An 18,322-nucleotide genomic window follows, 5' to 3' on the forward strand; every position below is an offset into this window, starting at 1 on the left:
AGAATTCCGGGGGCATCATTTTTTTATTTTAGAAGAGTTTTCAGCAATAATTTGCTTTTTTTTCGTAGTTTTGCACTTTACTCGTGAGTTTTGCTGATTTACTCGTGAATTCCACGCTTTTTCTCGTGAGTTTCACGCTTTTACTCGTGAGTTCCACGCTTTTACTCATGAATTCCGCGCTTTTTCTCGTGAATTTTGCTGTTACTCGTGAGTTTCACGCTTTTACTCGTGAGTTTCACGCTTCTACTCGTGAATTCCACGCTTTTACTCGTGAGTTTCACGCTTTTACTCGTGAGTTCCACGCTATTACTCATGAATTCCGCGCTTTTTCTCGTGAATTTTGCTGTTACTCGTGAGTTTCACGCTTTTACTCGTGAATTCTTCGCTTTTACTCGTGAATTTCACGCTTTTACTCGTAAGTTTCACGCTTTTACTCGTGAATTCCACGCTTTTACTCGTAAGTTTCACGCTTTTACTCGTGAATTCCACGCTTTTACTCGTGAGTTTTGCTGTTACTCGTGAGTTTCACGCTTTTACTCGTGAATTCCACGCTGTTACTCGTGAGTTTCACGCTTTTACTCGTGAATTCCACGCTGTTACTCGTGAGTTTCACGCTTTTACTCGTGAATTCCACGCTGTTACTCGTGGGTTTCACGCTTTTACTCGTGAATTCCACGCTGTTACTCGTGAGTTTCACGCTTTTACTCGTGAATTCCACGCTGTTACTCGTGGGTTTCACGCTTTTACTCGTGAATTCCACGCTGTTACTCGTGAGTTTCACGCTTTTACTCGTGAAATTGCACTTTTTCACGAGTAAGGGTCAAAATAAAAAGCAACCTGCTATAGGCTGCTCGTTATCGGCTATAAATTATATCCACCATAAATCAGTTGGGCTTTCATTGATTAGAACAGTTTTAAGGTTGGATACCGCCCGTTGAAATCCTTCTTCTACAGACATCAGCGGATCTTCGTGTTCGATGCTGACGACGTAATCGTAACCGTATGTGCGAAGGGCGCTCATGATGTCGGACCACTCTTGCAGGCTGTGACCGCATCCTACAGAGCGAAAGTTCCAGGCACGGCTTTGGACATTACCATATGGCTGCATGTCGGTTAATCCATACATATTGATGTTATCCTGATCCAAGTATGTGTCTTTTGCATGGAAGTGGTAGATTGCTCCCGCTTTTCCTAGGATTTTGATGGCACCGACTGGCTCGATGCCCTGCCACCAAAGATGGCTTGGATCAAGGTTGGCGCCTATTGCATCCGATGTAGCTTCCCGCAGTTTTAACAAGGTGTAGGGGGTGTGAACGAGAAAGCCCCCATGCAGTTCAAGTCCGATTTTTATATTGTGTTCATCAGCAATGGCGGCTACTTTTTTCCAATAGGGGATCAATTTTTCTTCCCATTGCCATTTCAGCACATCTGTATATTCATTTGGCCATGGGGCGACAGGCCAGTTTGGATATTTAGCTCCTTCGTGATCACCGGCTGTACCAGAAAAGGTATTGACGACCGGGACGTTCAGTAAGGATGCAAGCTTGATTGTTTTAATCAGTGTTTCATCACTTTCTTTAGCGAATGCTTCATCTGGAGAGATTGGATTGCCGTGGCAGCTGAATGCACTGATCGTCAATCCTCTTGTTTGAACGGATTCCAAGTATTTTTGGCGCTTTTCTTCACTTTCCAGCAGTTCATCAAGTGGACAGTGGATATTGCCTGGATACCCGCCTGTACCGATTTCAACTGTTTTTAAACCGGAATCTGCCACATAATCAAGCATATCCTCGAATGATTTTTGAGCAAATAACACTGTAAAAACCCCTAATTTCACAAGCCCCACCTCACCTTTTCTTTAATTTATGCTCATGACCTTCCCACTTGCCGAGCTTTGATAAATGGCTTCGATTATTTTCGAAACTTTCATGGCTTCCGATGGTTTTACCAATGGTTCCACCAACCCTAGGCAGCTATCAATAAAGTTTTCTGCCTGCTGCAGGTCTGGTGTATCCTCCCCTGGCATCCATACTGCCTCACTATTCAAAAGCATGCCGTGCTTAGCCTGATTCAAGACTAGCGGGAACACATCAAGTCCGCCCTGCGTTCCGGATAAACTCAAAACAGTTGCTTCTTCACGGATATTCGCAGCCCAAGATGTTTCGAATAATAAAGATGCTCCGTTGGCAAATTTGATATATGCCGTGGCATGATCATCCACTTCAAATACCGAGGCATCGAAGTTCCCCCATAGATTGACCTGATCGACACCCTTACTGACATAATTATATGTCGAACCTACGATTTCAATCGGTTCTGGGTCATCCATCAGCCATAAAGCCAAATCAAGCAAATGGCAGCCGTAGTCGATTACGCTTCCCCCGCCTTGCAATTCCTTGCTTGTAAACACTCCCCAGCCAGGAACTTTGCGGCGTCTGATTGCCTGTACACGCGCTACATAAGGCTCACCGATTTCACCGGCCTGAATCATTTTCTTTGCAGCCTGGGCTTCCTTCATGAAGCGGTAATGATAGGCAGTCGATAACACTTTACCCGATATGTTTGCAGCCTCGGTTATTGCCTTACATTCCTCAGTAGTGATTGCCATTGGCTTTTCGCATAACACATGCACACCCGCTTGCAGAGCGGCAATGGAAATCTCCGCATGGAACTTGTTTGGCGTTGCAATCGTTACAGCATCCACTTCAGCAAACATTTCTTCATAATTGGTGAAAACTTTCTCGATATGAAATTCACGTGCAACTTCTCGCGCCTTCATTTCATCTATATCATGAATGGCGTATAAAACTACTTTATCTTGAAATTTTTGAAAAGCTGGGATATGCCTTTTTTGGGCAATTCCGCCAGCACCGATAATACCCATTTTTAATTTGTACATGATGACTATTAACCCCTTTATAAGCGGATGATTTTTCGGGATGCATTTGATTCCATCGCGCCAAGAATGACTTTTAATGATTTTAATCCTTCTACTCCTGTGACAAGAGGCTCCTCATTGTCCACCACACATTTTACAAAGTGGCTGATTACTTCGGAATCATTCTGTCCTTCAGAGTCATTTGTCTGGATGCTTCCCAATTGGATGGTTTCTGTCTTTCCATTATCATGATGGATGATCAGTGAGTATTTCGGATCGTCTTCAAGACGCAATACGGCTTTTTCCGCATAAATGACCGTCGCATTGTCTTCTTTTGCATAAGACCAGCTGGCGGTAAGAGTACCGATGATACCGCTCTCCGTCCGTAGGATACAGGCAGCACTGTCATCAACGTCTGTGTTTTTCTTGGCAGTCGTTTCCACAAAGGCTCCCACTTCAACAAATTCTTCTCCAAGGATATACCTTAATAAATCAGCTTTATGAACGCCTAAATCACCCATTGCACCAATGACTGCCTGATCCTTTTTAAAAAACCAGCTTTCCCGTCCGTCCACGCTCCATGTTTCTGGCCCGGAATGTCCAAAAGCCGTCCGGAAGCTATAGACCTTTCCAAGTTCACCACTCTCAATAAGCTGTTTCGCTTTTTGATGTGAGGGAACAAAACGCTGATTATGACCAATCATTAGTATTTTGCCGCTTTTAACTGCTGCTTCATTCATTTCTTCAGCGTCATTTAAAGAAGTGGCCATCGGTTTTTCACAAAGGACATGCTTACCTGCTTCCAAGGCCGCAACTGTGATGCGTGCATGCAGGTAATTCGGTGTACATACACTGATCGCTTCTATCTCCTCATTCTTCAAAAGTTCTATATAATCAGTATATGCTTGCGCGCCATACCTTTGTGCTGCTGCATTCGCCCGGTCTGGCACAATATCACAAACGGCAATGATTTCAGTTTCCTGATGTGCATCATACTCCGGAAAATGCCTATTTTTTGCGATACTCCCGCATCCAATGACCCCTACCTTCACTTTACCCATTCTGTTCTCTCCTTCACTTCAGCTCTTTGTCGAGATGGATTCCAACGGTTCGGCTTTCCCATAGTTCGTTACCATTCCAAATTCCGGCTTGACCCAATCAACGGCATTCTTAATTACCCGTTGAATCTCTGGATTATGGTAGGTCGGATATGTTTCATGACCTGGTCGGAAATAGAAAATCTTCCCTTTTCCCCGCTGATACGTGCAACCGCTTCTGAATATCTCCCCGCCTTCAAACCAACTGACGAATATTAATTGATCTGGTGCAGGAATATCAAAATGTTCCCCGTACATCTCTTCCTTCTCAAGCTCTATATATTCTCCGATTCCATCAACGATAGGATGACTGGGATCGACAACCCAAAGCCGTTCCCTTTCATCAGCCACCCGCCATTTCAAATCGCAAGTCGTGCCCATTAATCGTTTGAAGATTTTTGAGAAATGACCGGAATGGAGGACGATGAGACCCATTCCCTCGAGTACTCGCTTGTGAACCCTCGCAATGATTTCATCCTGGACTTCATCATGTGCAACATGCCCCCACCATAGAAGTACATCGGTTCGTTTCAGTGCTTCTTCGGTTAATCCATGCTCTTCTTCATCGAGAGTAGCCGTTCTCACCTCGACCTGCTCACTTTGCAAAAAGCCGGCAATTGCCCCGTGGATTCCATCTGGATATACTTCGGCTACTTCAGGCTTTGTTTTCTCGTGGCGAAACTCATTCCATACTAGGACTCTCAAACAATCTCCTCCATTCCATATTAATTTGTCGGCAACTTACTCTGCATGTTTAACTATTACCTCTTTATTCTTAACGCAAACGTTTGCGTTGGGCATGATCAAATCTCAGCCGGTTATAAGAACATACTTAATGACTCAAGAAAGTATGAATTTTCAAAAATAATAGTGATAATCTATATTGTAAATTTATGTTAGCAAAAATCAAGCTTTAATTGGTAAAACATTTCTACATTTTTCATTTAATTTCCTTTCCAGCTACAAAATGCGACTCCCGCTTTATGATTTTCGTAGGAATCCTAATGCTCTTTTCCATCATTTCGGGATTTGCAATAAGATCGAATACGCATTTTGCCGCCTCATACCCTAACTGATACGTATGGATATCAACCGTTGTCAGTGGAGTACTTAAAAATTCTATGAATTCTGAATGGTTAAAACAGACGACGCTAATTTGCTCTGGTACTTTCAAGTTCTTTTCAGCTAGCACTCCTAGCAAAAGAACACCCAATAAAAGATCCATAACCAAAAAAGCGGTTGGAGCCTCCCTCAATTCCAGCAATTCGTCAATAGCCTTTATTCCATCCGTTCGATTTAAAGGAATCAATTTGATATATTCCTGTGGCACATCCAACCCGGCCTGTTCCATCGCTTGTTGAAACCCTGCCATGCGGGCTTGAATCACCTCAAACTCTGGACTGCCTCCTAAAAAGGCGATTCGCTCATGCCCAAGACTGATCACAAACTCCGATACTTCCCTGGCTGCTTGAACATTATCATTATCAATGAATGTAATGCCGCTCATGTTCGTACTTGGCTTCCCTATCAAAACAAACGGGAAGCCCTGCTTTAATAAATATGGCACGACTTTATCGTCCTTTTTAGAGTATAAAACAATCATGCCATCAACTCTTCTGCCCTGAACCATTTTCACGACATCCTCAAAGATGGCATCCTCCGTCTCGCCGGTTGTCAGAGAAAGACTGTACCCCTCTTTATTACAGAAATCCCCAATGCCCCGAATCACTTCTGGAAAAAAGGGATTATAAAGTGATTCCCTTGCGGAACTTTTCATGACGATCCCAATGGCCTTAGTGGACTTCGTGACTAAGTTCCGGGCATTTTCATTCATATGATAGCCCATTTCCTTTAATACCTTGCGTACTTTACGCTTTGTCTTTTCACTGATTGTCGGGCTGTTATGGATTACACGCGATACCGTTGATGGAGCGACATTAGCCTTTTTGGCAACGTCCTTTATTGTAACAGACATATTCATCACCACTTCCCGTTCACCGCACATGGTTTAATATTCCCTATATTTAAATAGTTATTTAACGGCTCCATCTGCAATTCCTTTGATAATTTGCCTCTGAGCAAAAAAATACGCAATGATGACTGGAATGATGGATAAAGTAAGTCCAGCCAAGGCTAGATGCCATTGTTTCGTATATTGTCCGAAAAAGAAGAATAATTTAAGTGGGATGGTCTCAGATCCTGCGCCACCAATAACAAGGGAGGGCAACAAATAGTCATTCCATATCCAAATGACATTTAAGATCCCAACTGTAATGGACATCGGTTTTAATAATGGAAATATGATATGCCAAAATATTTGAAACCGGTTTGCACCATCAATTTTTGCAGCCTCATCAAGTGAGATGGGAATCCCTTTTAAAGTACCATGATATAGGAATATGGAAAGGCTGCAGCCAAAACCTAAATACATGAAAATCAGTCCTGCCTTGTTCAACATCCCAAACTGTCCGAATTGGGCAACAAGCGGTATCATCACAGACTGAAACGGAATCAACATGGCTGCTACAAACACAAAGAAAAGCAAGGAACTTATTTTACTTTTGTTACGGGAAAGCGCATATGCCGCCATCGCAGAAAAGATGATGATGATGACTACACTGACGCCCGATATCAATAAAGAATTGAATAAAGTCCGGAGGAAATCCAATTGTTCGAATGCTTGATAGAAGTTTTCGAATGTCCAGGTTTCAGGCAGTCCCAGTGTGTCGGCAAATATATCCCGCTTCATTTTAAAAGCATTGACAATCATTAAATAAAACGGAGTGAGCCATAATATGGCCAAAATGAATCCGACGAATCCAATCAGCCACAATTTCCATTTTTCCCTCATTACAGCTCAACCTCCCGTTTTTTATTGATATAGACTTGTGTCAGTGAAACTACCGCCACAATTACGAAGAAGATAACGGCCTTTGCCTGTGCATATGCCATATCATTTTCAGTGAAAGCGGATTTTACGATGTTCATCGCGACCATTTCGGTTGAATTATAGGGAGCCCCGTTCGTCAAAGAAAGATTTTGATCATAGATCTTGAACGAGTGGGACAAAGTCAAAAACAAGCTGACGGTAAAAGCAGGTGCCACAAGCGGAAAGGTAATATGGCGAAAACGCTGGAAGCTGTTAGCCCCATCAATTTTTGCCGCTTCGATCAAGTCTTCAGGAACAGCCTGCAGATATGCAATATAAATGATCATGATATATCCGGCCATTTGCCAAGACGTTAAAATGATCAATCCCCAAAAGCCTGTATCTGTTGTTGATAACCATCCATTAAATGCTTCGATCCCAGTCAGATCACCAATCGCACCGAAGACTTTAATGAAAATGAACTGCCAAATAAAACCGAGAATCAAGCCGCCAATTAAATTGGGCATGAAGAAAACTGTCCGCAGGATGTTGCTTGATTTAATTTTCGATGTCACGATTAGAGCCAAACTTAATCCGATGATATTGATTACCACGATTGCAGCTACGGAAAATTTAATGGTGAACCAAAATGTATCAAGGAACCCTTTATCAGTAAACAAGTCCATATAATTCTTTAGACCGATGAAATCTGGTGTCCCTAGACCGTTCCAATTCGTAAAGGAATAATAAAATCCGTAGATGAGTGGCACGATCACCACCAAAATGAGTGCAGCAAGAACAGGTGTTAAAAACAGCCAATATGCGGCATCCCGATTCCTCAACGAAACCGACCTCCTTGAAATGATTTAATAGATAACGGGTTTTAAATTATAGAAAAATCATCGATCATGACTAAGTTAGTGATGAAAATCTTGTTGCGGCAAATTCCCTTAGAGACTTTCTTGTAACAAGGAACAACCAATCGACACACTTTTTTCATGCCGATTGGTCATTTGCCTTTCCAAACACTTATTTGCTATGAATCTTCTCCCAATTTTCAATGTTCTGTTGTACAAATTCCTCCCACGTCAATTTACCAGTTACGTATTTTTGGACACTTGCACCAAGGTCATCATTCCAACCAACCGGATATCCATTGAACACCCAACCAATCGTATTTCCTTCTTGGGAGTATTTATAAATTTCTTTTGAAATTGGATCGGCTATTTTTTCTACATCATATCCTTCATAAGCAGGAATGAATTTAAAATCCTCCAAAACGGCTTTTTTCCCTTCTTCAGATGTATACATCCAGTCGAGGAACTTCTTCGCTTCTTCCTGCACCTTTTCATCCGATTTCTTGTTCACTGCCCAATAGTTCGGTACGCCGACTGGCATGCCCGCAGAGTCTCCATTAGGAATCGGAATGATGCCAATGCCTTTTTCCGCTAACTCAGGGTCCATATCATACACTGTGTTATATACCCAGTTACCTTGCTGAATGATTGCAACCTTTTCAAGTGAGAACAGCTCTTCCACTTGTTGGGAGTAATCGAGACTTGCTGTCGGCTGGACGGAATATTTATTTTGGATATCGACCATTTGTTTAAACTTGTCACCATCAGTAAATTTAACCGTTGAGGCCTTGCTTGCTTCCAACACATTCCCATCAAACTCCGGAGATAAGAATACATTGGATAAATGGTTTCCGGTCACCCACTTCTCTTTAACCGGATACGCGAAAACTGCATCGATTTTCAATTTATCTTTCTGTGAATCCATTTTCTTAACTGCCGCCTCCAGGGCTTCATAACTTGTAATTTCATCAGGATTAATTCCGGCTTCTTTAAATATCCGTTTGTTATAAATCAAGCCGTAACCTTCCTGGTTAAATGGAAGTCCGAGAACTTGCCCGTCCTCTTCCACGCCATCCAAAGTACCATCAAGTGCCGCTGCTGCAGCTTTCGTGTCCTTTAAATCTGTTAATCTATCTTTATATTGCTCGACATCTACCGGTCCGCCAATGTTAAAAACCGCTGGCTCCTCACCGGAAGCGAACTTTGCCGTAATGGCTGATTTATAATCATTTCCACCGCCAACTGTCGATACCTTGATCTTCACATCTGGATTTTCTTTTTCATATTGTTTTGCCAATGTCTCGAATTGCGACTTGAATTCTACCTTGAACTGAAATATATCCAGCGTCACTTTATCCTTAGAGTCGCTATTTCCGCCAGTAGATGAAGAGCATCCAGCCAAAATCACACTAAAAATTAATAAAACAGAAAAGATTCCCCCGTACCATTTTTTTTGCTTCATACCTACCGACTCTCCCTTTTTCATAAGATTCACGCAATTTTAAGAAAACGTTTGCATAAAATTGTAAAATAAAAGCCTTTAATTCTGCGATAATCATAGTCTATCGTACTTCTTTTACATCACCTCCTCACAAAATCCCTTTGCAAACGTTTACATTTATGGGCTTTATATTACCACCTAATTCCATACTTTACAATAAAATTGTAGTATATTGTAAAAAAAGGATGTTAAAAACCTTCTCAACCTAATTATATGATTCAGAAACCTTTGATTATTCCTTTATCCGATTATAAAATCTAATTTATTGTACGGGCCGTTTTCTAGTATACGAAAAAGGGAAACCCAACGGTTCCCCTCTTTTCACTTCAATACCATTTTCACATTGGAAGGACCATATTCATCCTTCAATTCATAATATTTATCGCTTGCTTGTCCAAATTCTTTAAACACACCACTAATGATCAATTCATTCGTTTCCTTATCAACGACACTGTACTTGATATTACTTTTCCCAAACTTTCTGTCATCCACTTTTAAAAGGATCATCTTGGACACCTCCACAATTAATGGCTGCACTCCTCAGGGTGTGTGGTTTCTTACTTACATAATATAACAAATTATTCAGAATTCACAGATTTTTTTACAGTACAAAATAAAAAAGCCTATTAGGCCTTTTCATTTCGAACTTACGATATCCTCCTTCTGCCAAATAGCTTCAGGACTTCGAAATATCCAGGAATCCTTCACCAAATACGTCCCGTACATCATGTATGGCTATAAAAGCATTGCTATCAGTTGACTGAACAATTCTCTTTAACTTGAGTACCTCTTGCTTACTTATAACGATATACAAAATATCCTTTGATTCTTTTGTATAGTATCCATGACCGCTAAAAACAGTGACCCCTCGGTCCATCAATTCTGTTACTTGCTTTGCAATCTGGTCCGCTTCTTTTGAAATGATGGTAATCGCTTTTTTCGGGTTCAATCCCTCAATGATGAATTCCATCGTTTTTGTACCAATATAAAGCATGAGAATAGTAAGCATCAGACCTTCTGCACCAATGATGAAATAAGATGAGAACGCAACGATTAAATCGAAAAACAGAAGTCCATAGCTTAAGCTCCACCCCAAATATTTATTCGTAATTCGGGCTAGGATCGTTGTACCGGCAGTTGTACCTCCAACACGAATGATTATGCCAATACCTGCTCCTGCAAAAACCCCGCCAAATATCGCATTGATGACCAATTCATCTGAAGATATACTCCAACTTTCGGTTAAATGGAGGAAAAGCGAATTAAATGCAACGGCAATAATTGTATATACCGTTGTCATTTTCGACAAATATTTATAACCGACAATGAGCAGGAAAGCGTTAATGATCAAACTTAACAGCCCTGGTGACCATTCAAAAAGATAAAATAAAATGATGGTTATCCCCGTGACTCCTCCCTCACCAAGTTCATTGGGAATAACGAAAAGATTTATTGCCAAAGCGAAAATAAAAGCTCCTATTAATATAAAGAAAACATCTAAAGAAATCTTTTTCATATTTAATACCTTCCTTTAAGTAATGGTTAATGTGAAAAGAGATAGGTTAATTTCACTGCTCTATAGTAACATGGATTGCCATTTAATCCTTCAAAGATTTGAAGGTTTAACAAAAAGACTACCTTGGAAGTTAAATTATCTTCACTGAACTTTCATTAAGCTCTTTTAGCCATTAGCTCAAAAAAGCTGCTGCCAAAGGAAAACGCAGCCAGTCATTGTGATTACCCAACCTGGATGCACCGATGATGGCCCTCATTTCTCCCTTCACATAGAGCAGTCATTATTCCGCCTTATTATTATCGACAAATGCTAGTTTACTCATCATCCGCCCCGCTTGGTTCAAATCACAAAATTACCAACCAGCATGTTGGTGATAGTTGTCTTCTTTCGCCTCTTGATATCTCCCTGATTTATGGATAATTAATTCATTATCCGGTTCCATTTCAAAGCTTGACAGTTTCATTGAGTCATGATTAGAATGTTTTATATGTTAACTAATAGATTATTTAGTTAACATATAAAAAGGAGAATGGCCATGCACAGTGAAAAACAATTATCTTGGGAAGAAAAAATAAAGAAAGAGCTTGCTTATTTAGAAGAGATATCACAAAAGCGTGAACTCGTAACAACGGAATTTGCCGAGCAGCCATGGCTTATGATCGACGGGTGCAGAATGCTAAATCTAGCTTCTAATAACTATTTAGGATATGCAGGAGATGAAAGGTTGAAAAAGGCCATGGTTGATGCCGTACATACATATGGTGCAGGAGCAACGGCTTCACGGTTAATTATTGGCAATCATCCTCTTTACGAGCAAGCAGAACAAGCTCTTGTCAATTGGAAGAAAGCAGAAGCAGGACTCATTATCAACAGTGGCTATAACGCAAACCTTGGAATTATCTCCGCCCTGGTGTCTCGTAACGATTTAATTTATAGCGATAAATTGAATCATGCAAGCATTGTCGATGGCACTCTTTTGAGCCGTGCGAAACATTTGCGATATCAGCATAATGATTTAGATCATTTAGAAGCATTATTGAAAAAGTCATCAATTGAAGCACGTAAATTAATCGTGACGGATACAATCTTCAGCATGGACGGTGACTTTGCTTACCTTGAGGACCTTGTTCGGTTAAAAGAACGTTATAATGCAATGTTAATGACTGATGAAGCACATGGAAGCGGCATCTACGGTAAGAACGGTGAAGGTTATGCCTGTCATCTCCATCTTCAAAAAAAAATAGATATCCAAATGGGTACTTTCAGCAAAGCGCTCGGTTCATTCGGAGCCTATGTTGTCGGGAAAAAATGGCTTATCGACTATTTAAAAAATCGCATGCGCGGATTCATTTATTCAACTGCACTTCCCCCTGCCATACTTGGTGCTATAAAAACAGCGATTGAACTTGTGCAAGAAGAGCCAGAGCGCCGCACACTACTCCAAATGAATTCGGAATACTTTAGAGAAAAACTCACATATTACGGGTTTAATATTTGTGGAAGTCAATCACAAATTGTTCCCATTGTCATCGGAGAAAACGAAAAAACGATGAAATTTGCCAAACGTTTGCGGAAAGAAGGAATTGCAGCTATCGCTGTCAGACCGCCGACCGTTCCTGAAAATGAGGCGAGAATCCGGTTTACCGTGACAGCTCTCCACGATAAAAAAGATCTTGAGTGGGCAGTTAAAAAAATTTCGATTATTGGAAAAGAAATGGGTGTTATTGAATGAAAATGCCGAATTTAGTCATGCTTCCAGGCTGGGGAATGGAAAAAGGGGCGTTTCAACCGTTAATTCAACCGCTGTCTGAAGTATTTAACCTTTCATTTATAGAATGGAGAGATATGAAAACACTAAATGACTTTGAAGAAAGAGTCATAGACACAATCGCATCCATCGATGGTCCAATTTATTTACTGAGCTGGTCATTAGGATCACTAATATCACTGGAACTTGCAAGTTCGTATCGAGAAAAAATAAAAGGTTTCATACTTTTTGGCGCAACAAGTCGGTTTACCACAGCAGAAAATTATTCATTTGGCTGGGATCGACTTATTGTCGAGCGCATGAAGAAACAACTACAGCGTAATAAAGAGAAGACTTTGACTTCCTTTTATGAAGCAATGTTTTCCGAAGCTGAAAAAGAAGAAGGTTTTTATCATCAATTCAACGCGACAATTCAACGTGAATTTCATGGAGATGAGGTGTTTTCGCTTTCTATAGGTTTGGATTATTTACTTCAGAAAGATGCTAGAGTAAATCTAGACAGGATTGAAACCCCCTTTTTATTGATTCATGGGAGGGAAGACAAAATTTGTCCACTCGGAGCCTCATCTTTCATTAAAGAAAATCTGGGTGGGAAATCAGAGTTTCATATTATGGAAGGTGCAGGTCATATTCCATTTTTCACAAAACCACAGGAATGTGTGCAGCATATCAAAACATTTATTCAAAAGGAGTACATTCATGATTGATAAACAATTGTTAAGTAAGCGGTTCAGTGAACACGCGAAAACATATGATGCGTACGCCAATGTTCAAAAAAACATGGCAAAACAATTAGTGGATTTGCTTCCTCAAAAAAACACCAATCATAAAATCAATATTCTTGAAATCGGCTGCGGCACTGGTTACTTAACCAGGTTACTAGTCCAAACATTCCCTAATGCCGCTATTACCGCTGTTGATTTAGCACCAGGAATGGTTGAAGTGGCAAAAGGAATGACAAAGGATGACCGTGTTACTTTTTTATGTGCTGATATCGAAGAAATGGCGCTTAATGAAAATTACGATATGATTATCTCTAATGCAACGTTTCAATGGCTGAATAATCTTCCTGCAACCCTTGAAAAACTGTGTACACGATTAACGGCTGAAGGGAGCCTGATATTTTCAACGTTTGGAATCGATACCTTTCAAGAGCTTCATAGGTCATATGAATATGCGAAAGAAAAGCTTCACCTTTCCATTGATAGTTCACCAGGCCAAATGTTTTATACTCTAGAAGAATTATCTCAAGTTTGTGAAGAAGCACTCCCCTTTTCACCAGCATTTCCAATCGAGATAACAAAAAAAGAAAAGCTTGAACTAGAGTACTTTCAGACAGTACGTGAATTTTTCACTTCAATTAAAAAGATTGGTGCAGCTAATAGCAACAAAGAAAACTACTGCCAGCGCCCTTCCTTTTTTCGAGAGTTAATCAGCATATACGACACAGAATACCGAGATGAATCAGGTGTGAAAGCAACCTATCACTGTTTGTTCTTTAAAATAAAAAAACATGATTAATCCGAAGATAACCATCTGAGATCCAAGCAAAATATAATACATAATTGCAGGCCGTTTATATAAAGTAACGACTAGTATTTCAACTGCTTACTGTCGATTAACTAGGTTCTAATTCAAGCGATTCAGGTCGCCGCCTCCCCTAATTCCTTTGGAGAAACGGCGGCCTATTTACCGCTTATTGTAATGACTCAACTCATGAGAGTGTGTTTTACGTATAACTTTATCCAAATACCTTGCCATCTGTAATATTGACCACTCGATCACATAAATCTAACATTCTTTCATCGTGCGTTACCATGATGGCCGCTTTATTTCTTGACTTCACCTCATGTGCAAGCATTTCAACAACATCCCTGCCTCTTTTGGAATCAAGACTTGCGGTTGGTTCATCCGCTAAAATGATTTCTGGATCATTCATCAGCGAACGGGCGATGGCTACACGCTGCCTCTCACCGCCCGACAGTTCTTCTGGCAAGTGACCTGCCCGATGTCCAAGTCCAAGGTGGCTAAGCAATTCGTCCGCTTTTTTCACAATTTTTTTATCCCGCTTGCCAATCAGTTCAGAAAGTAGCAGAAGCTGATCTCGTACGGTGAGATATGGCACAAGATTCGACGATTGGAATACAAATCCGATCTTTTCAAGGCGTACTCTAGTCAATTCCTTTGGGGATAATGTTGTAATATCCTCATCATTAAGCAGTAAGCGACCTTTGCTTGGGGAAAGTAACGCACCTGCTATTGAAAGAAAAGTACTTTTCCCTGAGCCTGAAGGACCCACGATGGCGACGAATTCCCCCGCTCTCACATTCAGGGAAATATTATCAAGGGCTGTCACCTTATTATCGCCTTCCCCATAAATCTTACTGACGTTTTCAAATAATAGCTTATCCCCCATCATGATACCCTCCCTATTGCTTCGATCGCATCTATCTTCGATACTCGGTATAGTGATAGCAGCGAACCCAATACGGATACAACCAAAAGTAACACGGAATATTTAATGACCAAATCTGTACTCAATTCAAATGGCACTCCTTCTGGCATGATTAAAGTGACGCCATATGTCAGTGCAACACTGATGGCTATACATGTCACGGCAAGCAGCATTACTTGACCAACGATACTTTTTGCCAGGTAGCCCGTATTGGCCCCGAGTGCTTTAAGGACTCCAAATTGATTCGTCTTCTGCAAGGTAATCACATAAAAGAATACAGCCAAAACGAAAGCTGCTATGACAAACAAGAAGGCAATCATCATCGTCAATGTACCCTGTTCCTCTTTGAAGCCTGGTATACTCTGAAGTGATTCTTCTTTCGAAATGAGCGTTACGCCTTCAGGCAATGATTCACGTACATTTCCTTCTGCCTTCGAATCCATTTTCACAGCTATTGTGCTGATTGAATCTTTCTCTTGATTTTTCAATGCAGGATTAATCTCCTGCCACCCCTTAACATTCATGTAAACTACCGGTGAATGGCTGTAAGATTGCTTTTCAGTAAAACCAACAATGGTGAAAACCTTACCTGATAGGTCATCTTTAAGTGAATCACCCAATTTATAACCCACTTCTTTTAAAGAACGATCTGCAACGACTTCACCTTGTTTCTTATTGTCATAGTTCGTTCCTTCTATGACCTTCGGTGCTAAAATTCCACTGGCATCGGTCGCAAAAATGGTGACATCCGTTTTCTCCGATGAGCCGATTTTATTCAATGTGATCATCATTTGCCCCAGACCTTCGGCTGCTTTAACATCCGACAAGGCACGGATTTCATCTAGCTTTTCCATGGATATGATGGATCGGTTCAATTTATTTTTAGACTCATGCTCCATAACGAAATAGTCGGCCTTCATGTTTTGTATGGATGAAGCATTATCTGAAGAAAGTCCATTAGCTAATCCTGAAATGATAAAGACAAGCAAAGCGACCAATACCATGATCAGTCCAATCAGCAGATAACGTAACTTTGAATGCTTTAGTTCACGTAATGCCAAAAACATCATTTCATCTCCCATTCCTTTTGTTTACCGATCAAGTCCTACCTGAATCGGTATGACCCGATTGTAAACAATCAATATGAATGGAAGATGAACAACTGATTACATAAGGGGCAACCGTATATAAAAAGTGGTCCCTTTACTAAGTTCGCTTTGAACTTCGATCGTTCCCCCATGAAGTTCAACCGTCTTCTTCGTAATCGAAAGTCCTAATCCGCTACTTGTTTCACTCCTGTTCCTCACTTTGTCGACTTTATAAAAGCGATCAAAGATAAAAGGGAGGTCTTCTACTGGAATTCCCATGCCCGTATCCGCGATCATCACTTCAACAGCACTGCCTATTCTTTTAATCCGAATATCGATCGAACTGCCGTTTTCCGAGTATTTAATGCTATTGGTTATCAAATTCGTCCATACTTGATTTAAAAGTTTCTCATCTGCAGAAATGAAGGTTGAAGGCAAATCCATTTCGATCACCATATCCTTTTCCCGCCAATTCCATTCAAGCATGAACAACACTTGCCGTATTTGCTGTGCTAAATCGAAATTGGACCGTTGCAGCGGATCTTCTTCTTTATCCAATGAAGCAAGCAGGAGCAGCTGTTTGCTTAACAACGACATGCGCCTGCTTTCTTTTTCAATAATGGACAAGTAATGATTTCTTCGTTCCTTTGTTAATTCTTCCGATTGGAGGGTTTGAGAAAAACCTTGGATGGATGCAAGCGGAGATTGGATTTCATGAGATACATTCGATACGAACTCCTGCCTCATATCATCTAACCGCTGTATGCTTTGAGTCATTTTCGAGAAATTTTGAGCCAAATCCCCAATTTCATCACTGCGGGTAACGTTCAATTCACTACTATAATCTCCATCGGCAATCCTCTTTGTAGCTTCCGTTAATTTCGTAATTGGCTTAACGATGAAACGCGTGTTAATGATCACAAATAAAAAGCTAAGAAGGAGCGTGAGAACAAGCAAAACTGCAAGAAAAAAGCGGAATTCACCAAACTGCAGCTCTATATTCGGCCTTACAAACAGTGCATGTTTTTCGCCATTCACGTTCAATGGGACCCCAATGCTATTAATCAATACATCTTCAAAAAATCCGGTAATAAATAACCCATTATTATAATTGGCTATCCCTTGATAGGTCTTCCCGTTCAAAACTCCGGAAATCGTATCTCGATCCAAATCAGTTTCCCGAAACGGCTCACCATATAAAGTTCCTTCACCCTGCTCATTAAATAGATACATTTGATAGTGCAATCCTGCAATATGATTTAAATACGCATCAATATCCTGATCAGGATTTTCCTCATATAAGGAGACGATATCACTTGCAACTTTCTTTATCTTCTCACCATTGTTGGGTTTTTGAACCTGATGATAATAGACATTGGAAATCAAAAAGGCGATGACACTGGCAAGCACCATGATCAAAATGGTTTGAATAACTATCCTGAAATAGAGTGTTTTCACTTCTTGTTGACCTCCAGTTTATAACCTAAACCACGGACTGTCGTTATAACAAAATCATCGGTCCGCCCGGCAAAACGTTCCCTTAACCGTTTAATATGGACATCAACCGTCCGATCATCCCCTTCAAAATCAGCACCCCACACCAATTCAATAAGCTGCTCACGCGTAAAGACCTGATCAGGAAAACTCCCCAGCTGAGCCAGCAGCTCAAATTCCTTAAGCGGTAGGAGCAGCGTACTCCCATTTAGTCGTACCTCATAACTTTTACGGTCAATGACCGTTTGATTCAATGAAATGGATTCAGAATTCACCATACGGTACCTTCGTAATAGCGCTTTTATCCGAAATAGAAGTTCCCGTGGCTCAAATGGCTTTACGAGGTAATCATCCGTACCCGCAAAGTACCCCTTTTCCTTATCGATAAGTTGATCTTTAGCTGTCAATAAAATGACCGGCAGATCATATTGATCCCGGATTTCCTTACAAAGATCCAGTCCGTTTTTAAACGGCATCATAATATCAACAACGGCCAGATGGATCCGTTCCTTCTCCAGTATCAAGGAAGCTTCATTCCCGTCCTTCGCTTCGAATACCATGTACCCTTCCTTTTCCAAGTGAAATTTAAGCAACTCCCGAATATGCCGATCATCATCCGCAATTAATATATGTATCAAATAAACCACATCTCCACTTCTTTTATAGCCCTGGCTAAACATACAATAGCAATAATTAAACCTGTAAAACAACAAATACTATTTCCTACTCTAGAAAACCGGTAACTACTTTCCATATCATTAGTATGCCAATAATTTGCACCTCTCTTATTTTTCAAAAA

The 18,322-nt window shown here is 40.7% G+C and carries 19 protein-coding genes; 5 read left to right on the forward strand and 14 right to left on the reverse strand.

What is annotated here, in order from left to right; translation table 11 throughout:
• Positions 1 to 83 precede the first annotated feature (83 nt).
• Together QUF94_RS24610 and QUF94_RS24615 are read left to right on the forward strand one after the other, a co-directional pair.
• Positions 84 to 356 (forward strand): hypothetical protein, encoded by a 273-nt coding sequence (locus QUF94_RS24610; protein ID WP_289318162.1) that lies wholly within the window; start codon positions 84 to 86, stop codon positions 354 to 356.
• Positions 353 to 817, forward strand: a complete 465-nt coding sequence (locus QUF94_RS24615) for a hypothetical protein (protein ID WP_289318163.1) — start codon at positions 353 to 355, stop codon at positions 815 to 817. The genes QUF94_RS24610 and QUF94_RS24615 overlap by 4 nt, the downstream gene beginning before the upstream one ends.
• Positions 818 to 868: 51 nt before the next feature.
• Here the strand turns inward: QUF94_RS24615 and QUF94_RS24620 are convergent, their stop codons facing one another.
• The 10 genes from QUF94_RS24620 to QUF94_RS24665 all read right to left on the reverse strand — a co-directional run bounded on the left by QUF94_RS24620 (position 869) and on the right by QUF94_RS24665 (position 10,718).
• Positions 869 to 1,837, reverse strand: coding sequence for a sugar phosphate isomerase/epimerase family protein (locus QUF94_RS24620; protein ID WP_289318164.1), 969 nt, complete (start codon positions 1,835 to 1,837; stop codon positions 869 to 871).
• Positions 1,838 to 1,858: 21 nt separating this feature from the next.
• The gene (locus QUF94_RS24625) at positions 1,859 to 2,899 is read right to left on the reverse strand and encodes a Gfo/Idh/MocA family protein (RefSeq protein ID WP_061461353.1); all 1,041 of its coding nucleotides are present in this window, start codon (positions 2,897 to 2,899) and stop codon (positions 1,859 to 1,861) included.
• Between the two features lie 17 nt (positions 2,900 to 2,916).
• Positions 2,917 to 3,939, reverse strand: coding sequence for a Gfo/Idh/MocA family protein (locus tag QUF94_RS24630; RefSeq protein WP_289318165.1), 1,023 nt, complete (start codon positions 3,937 to 3,939; stop codon positions 2,917 to 2,919).
• Between the two features lie 18 nt (positions 3,940 to 3,957).
• Entirely contained in the window at positions 3,958 to 4,680 is a 723-nt protein-coding gene (locus QUF94_RS24635) for a ThuA domain-containing protein (RefSeq protein WP_289318166.1), read from the reverse strand.
• A 235-nt stretch (positions 4,681 to 4,915) separates the two neighbouring features.
• The gene (locus QUF94_RS24640) at positions 4,916 to 5,950 is read right to left on the reverse strand and encodes a LacI family DNA-binding transcriptional regulator (protein ID WP_289318167.1); all 1,035 of its coding nucleotides are present in this window, start codon (positions 5,948 to 5,950) and stop codon (positions 4,916 to 4,918) included.
• A gap of 57 nt (positions 5,951 to 6,007) precedes the next feature.
• A complete protein-coding gene (locus QUF94_RS24645; RefSeq protein ID WP_289318168.1) occupies positions 6,008 to 6,826 on the reverse strand; it encodes a carbohydrate ABC transporter permease in 819 nt (272 codons plus the stop codon).
• Positions 6,826 to 7,686 carry a carbohydrate ABC transporter permease gene (locus tag QUF94_RS24650; RefSeq protein ID WP_289318169.1) on the reverse strand — a complete coding sequence of 287 codons (861 nt, stop codon included), beginning with the start codon at positions 7,684 to 7,686 and terminating at the stop codon, positions 6,826 to 6,828. Before QUF94_RS24650 ends, QUF94_RS24645 begins: the two co-directional genes overlap by 1 nt.
• A 187-nt stretch (positions 7,687 to 7,873) precedes the next feature.
• Positions 7,874 to 9,163, reverse strand: coding sequence for an ABC transporter substrate-binding protein (locus QUF94_RS24655; RefSeq protein ID WP_289318170.1), 1,290 nt, complete (start codon positions 9,161 to 9,163; stop codon positions 7,874 to 7,876).
• Between the two features lie 360 nt (positions 9,164 to 9,523).
• Entirely contained in the window at positions 9,524 to 9,709 is a 186-nt protein-coding gene (locus QUF94_RS24660; protein ID WP_289318171.1) for a hypothetical protein, read from the reverse strand.
• Positions 9,710 to 9,878: 169 nt separating this feature from the next.
• Positions 9,879 to 10,718 (reverse strand): YitT family protein, encoded by an 840-nt coding sequence (locus QUF94_RS24665; protein WP_289318172.1) that lies wholly within the window; start codon positions 10,716 to 10,718, stop codon positions 9,879 to 9,881.
• 535 nt (positions 10,719 to 11,253) lie between these two features.
• Here QUF94_RS24665 and bioF point away from each other — a divergent pair.
• Genes bioF through bioC form a run of 3 tightly spaced genes read left to right on the forward strand, consistent with a single transcriptional unit; the run spans position 11,254 to position 14,007 of the window.
• The gene (gene bioF / locus QUF94_RS24670; protein ID WP_289318173.1) at positions 11,254 to 12,450 is read left to right on the forward strand and encodes an 8-amino-7-oxononanoate synthase; all 1,197 of its coding nucleotides are present in this window, start codon (positions 11,254 to 11,256) and stop codon (positions 12,448 to 12,450) included.
• On the forward strand, positions 12,447 to 13,193 hold the full coding sequence (locus tag QUF94_RS24675; RefSeq protein ID WP_289318174.1) for an alpha/beta fold hydrolase: 747 nt from the start codon (positions 12,447 to 12,449) through the stop codon (positions 13,191 to 13,193). The genes bioF and QUF94_RS24675 overlap by 4 nt, the downstream gene beginning before the upstream one ends.
• Complete coding sequence (bioC, locus tag QUF94_RS24680) at positions 13,186 to 14,007, forward strand: malonyl-ACP O-methyltransferase BioC (RefSeq protein ID WP_289318175.1); 822 nt, start codon at positions 13,186 to 13,188, stop codon at positions 14,005 to 14,007. The genes QUF94_RS24675 and bioC overlap by 8 nt, the downstream gene beginning before the upstream one ends.
• A 220-nt stretch (positions 14,008 to 14,227) precedes the next feature.
• Here bioC and QUF94_RS24685 read toward each other — a convergent pair whose 3' ends face one another.
• The 4 genes from QUF94_RS24685 to QUF94_RS24700 all read right to left on the reverse strand — a co-directional run bounded on the left by QUF94_RS24685 (position 14,228) and on the right by QUF94_RS24700 (position 18,203).
• On the reverse strand, positions 14,228 to 14,905 hold the full coding sequence (locus QUF94_RS24685; RefSeq protein ID WP_289318176.1) for an ABC transporter ATP-binding protein: 678 nt from the start codon (positions 14,903 to 14,905) through the stop codon (positions 14,228 to 14,230).
• On the reverse strand, positions 14,902 to 16,008 hold the full coding sequence (locus QUF94_RS24690) for an ABC transporter permease (protein ID WP_289318177.1): 1,107 nt from the start codon (positions 16,006 to 16,008) through the stop codon (positions 14,902 to 14,904). The genes QUF94_RS24685 and QUF94_RS24690 overlap by 4 nt, the downstream gene beginning before the upstream one ends.
• A gap of 99 nt (positions 16,009 to 16,107) precedes the next feature.
• Positions 16,108 to 17,487 (reverse strand): sensor histidine kinase, encoded by a 1,380-nt coding sequence (locus QUF94_RS24695; protein WP_289318178.1) that lies wholly within the window; start codon positions 17,485 to 17,487, stop codon positions 16,108 to 16,110.
• Positions 17,484 to 18,203, reverse strand: coding sequence for a response regulator transcription factor (locus QUF94_RS24700; RefSeq protein ID WP_289318179.1), 720 nt, complete (start codon positions 18,201 to 18,203; stop codon positions 17,484 to 17,486). Before QUF94_RS24700 ends, QUF94_RS24695 begins: the two co-directional genes overlap by 4 nt.
• Positions 18,204 to 18,322 lie beyond the last annotated feature (119 nt).

The organism is Peribacillus sp. NJ4, from assembly GCF_030348345.1.
GTDB lineage: Bacteria > Bacillota > Bacilli > Bacillales > DSM-1321 > Peribacillus.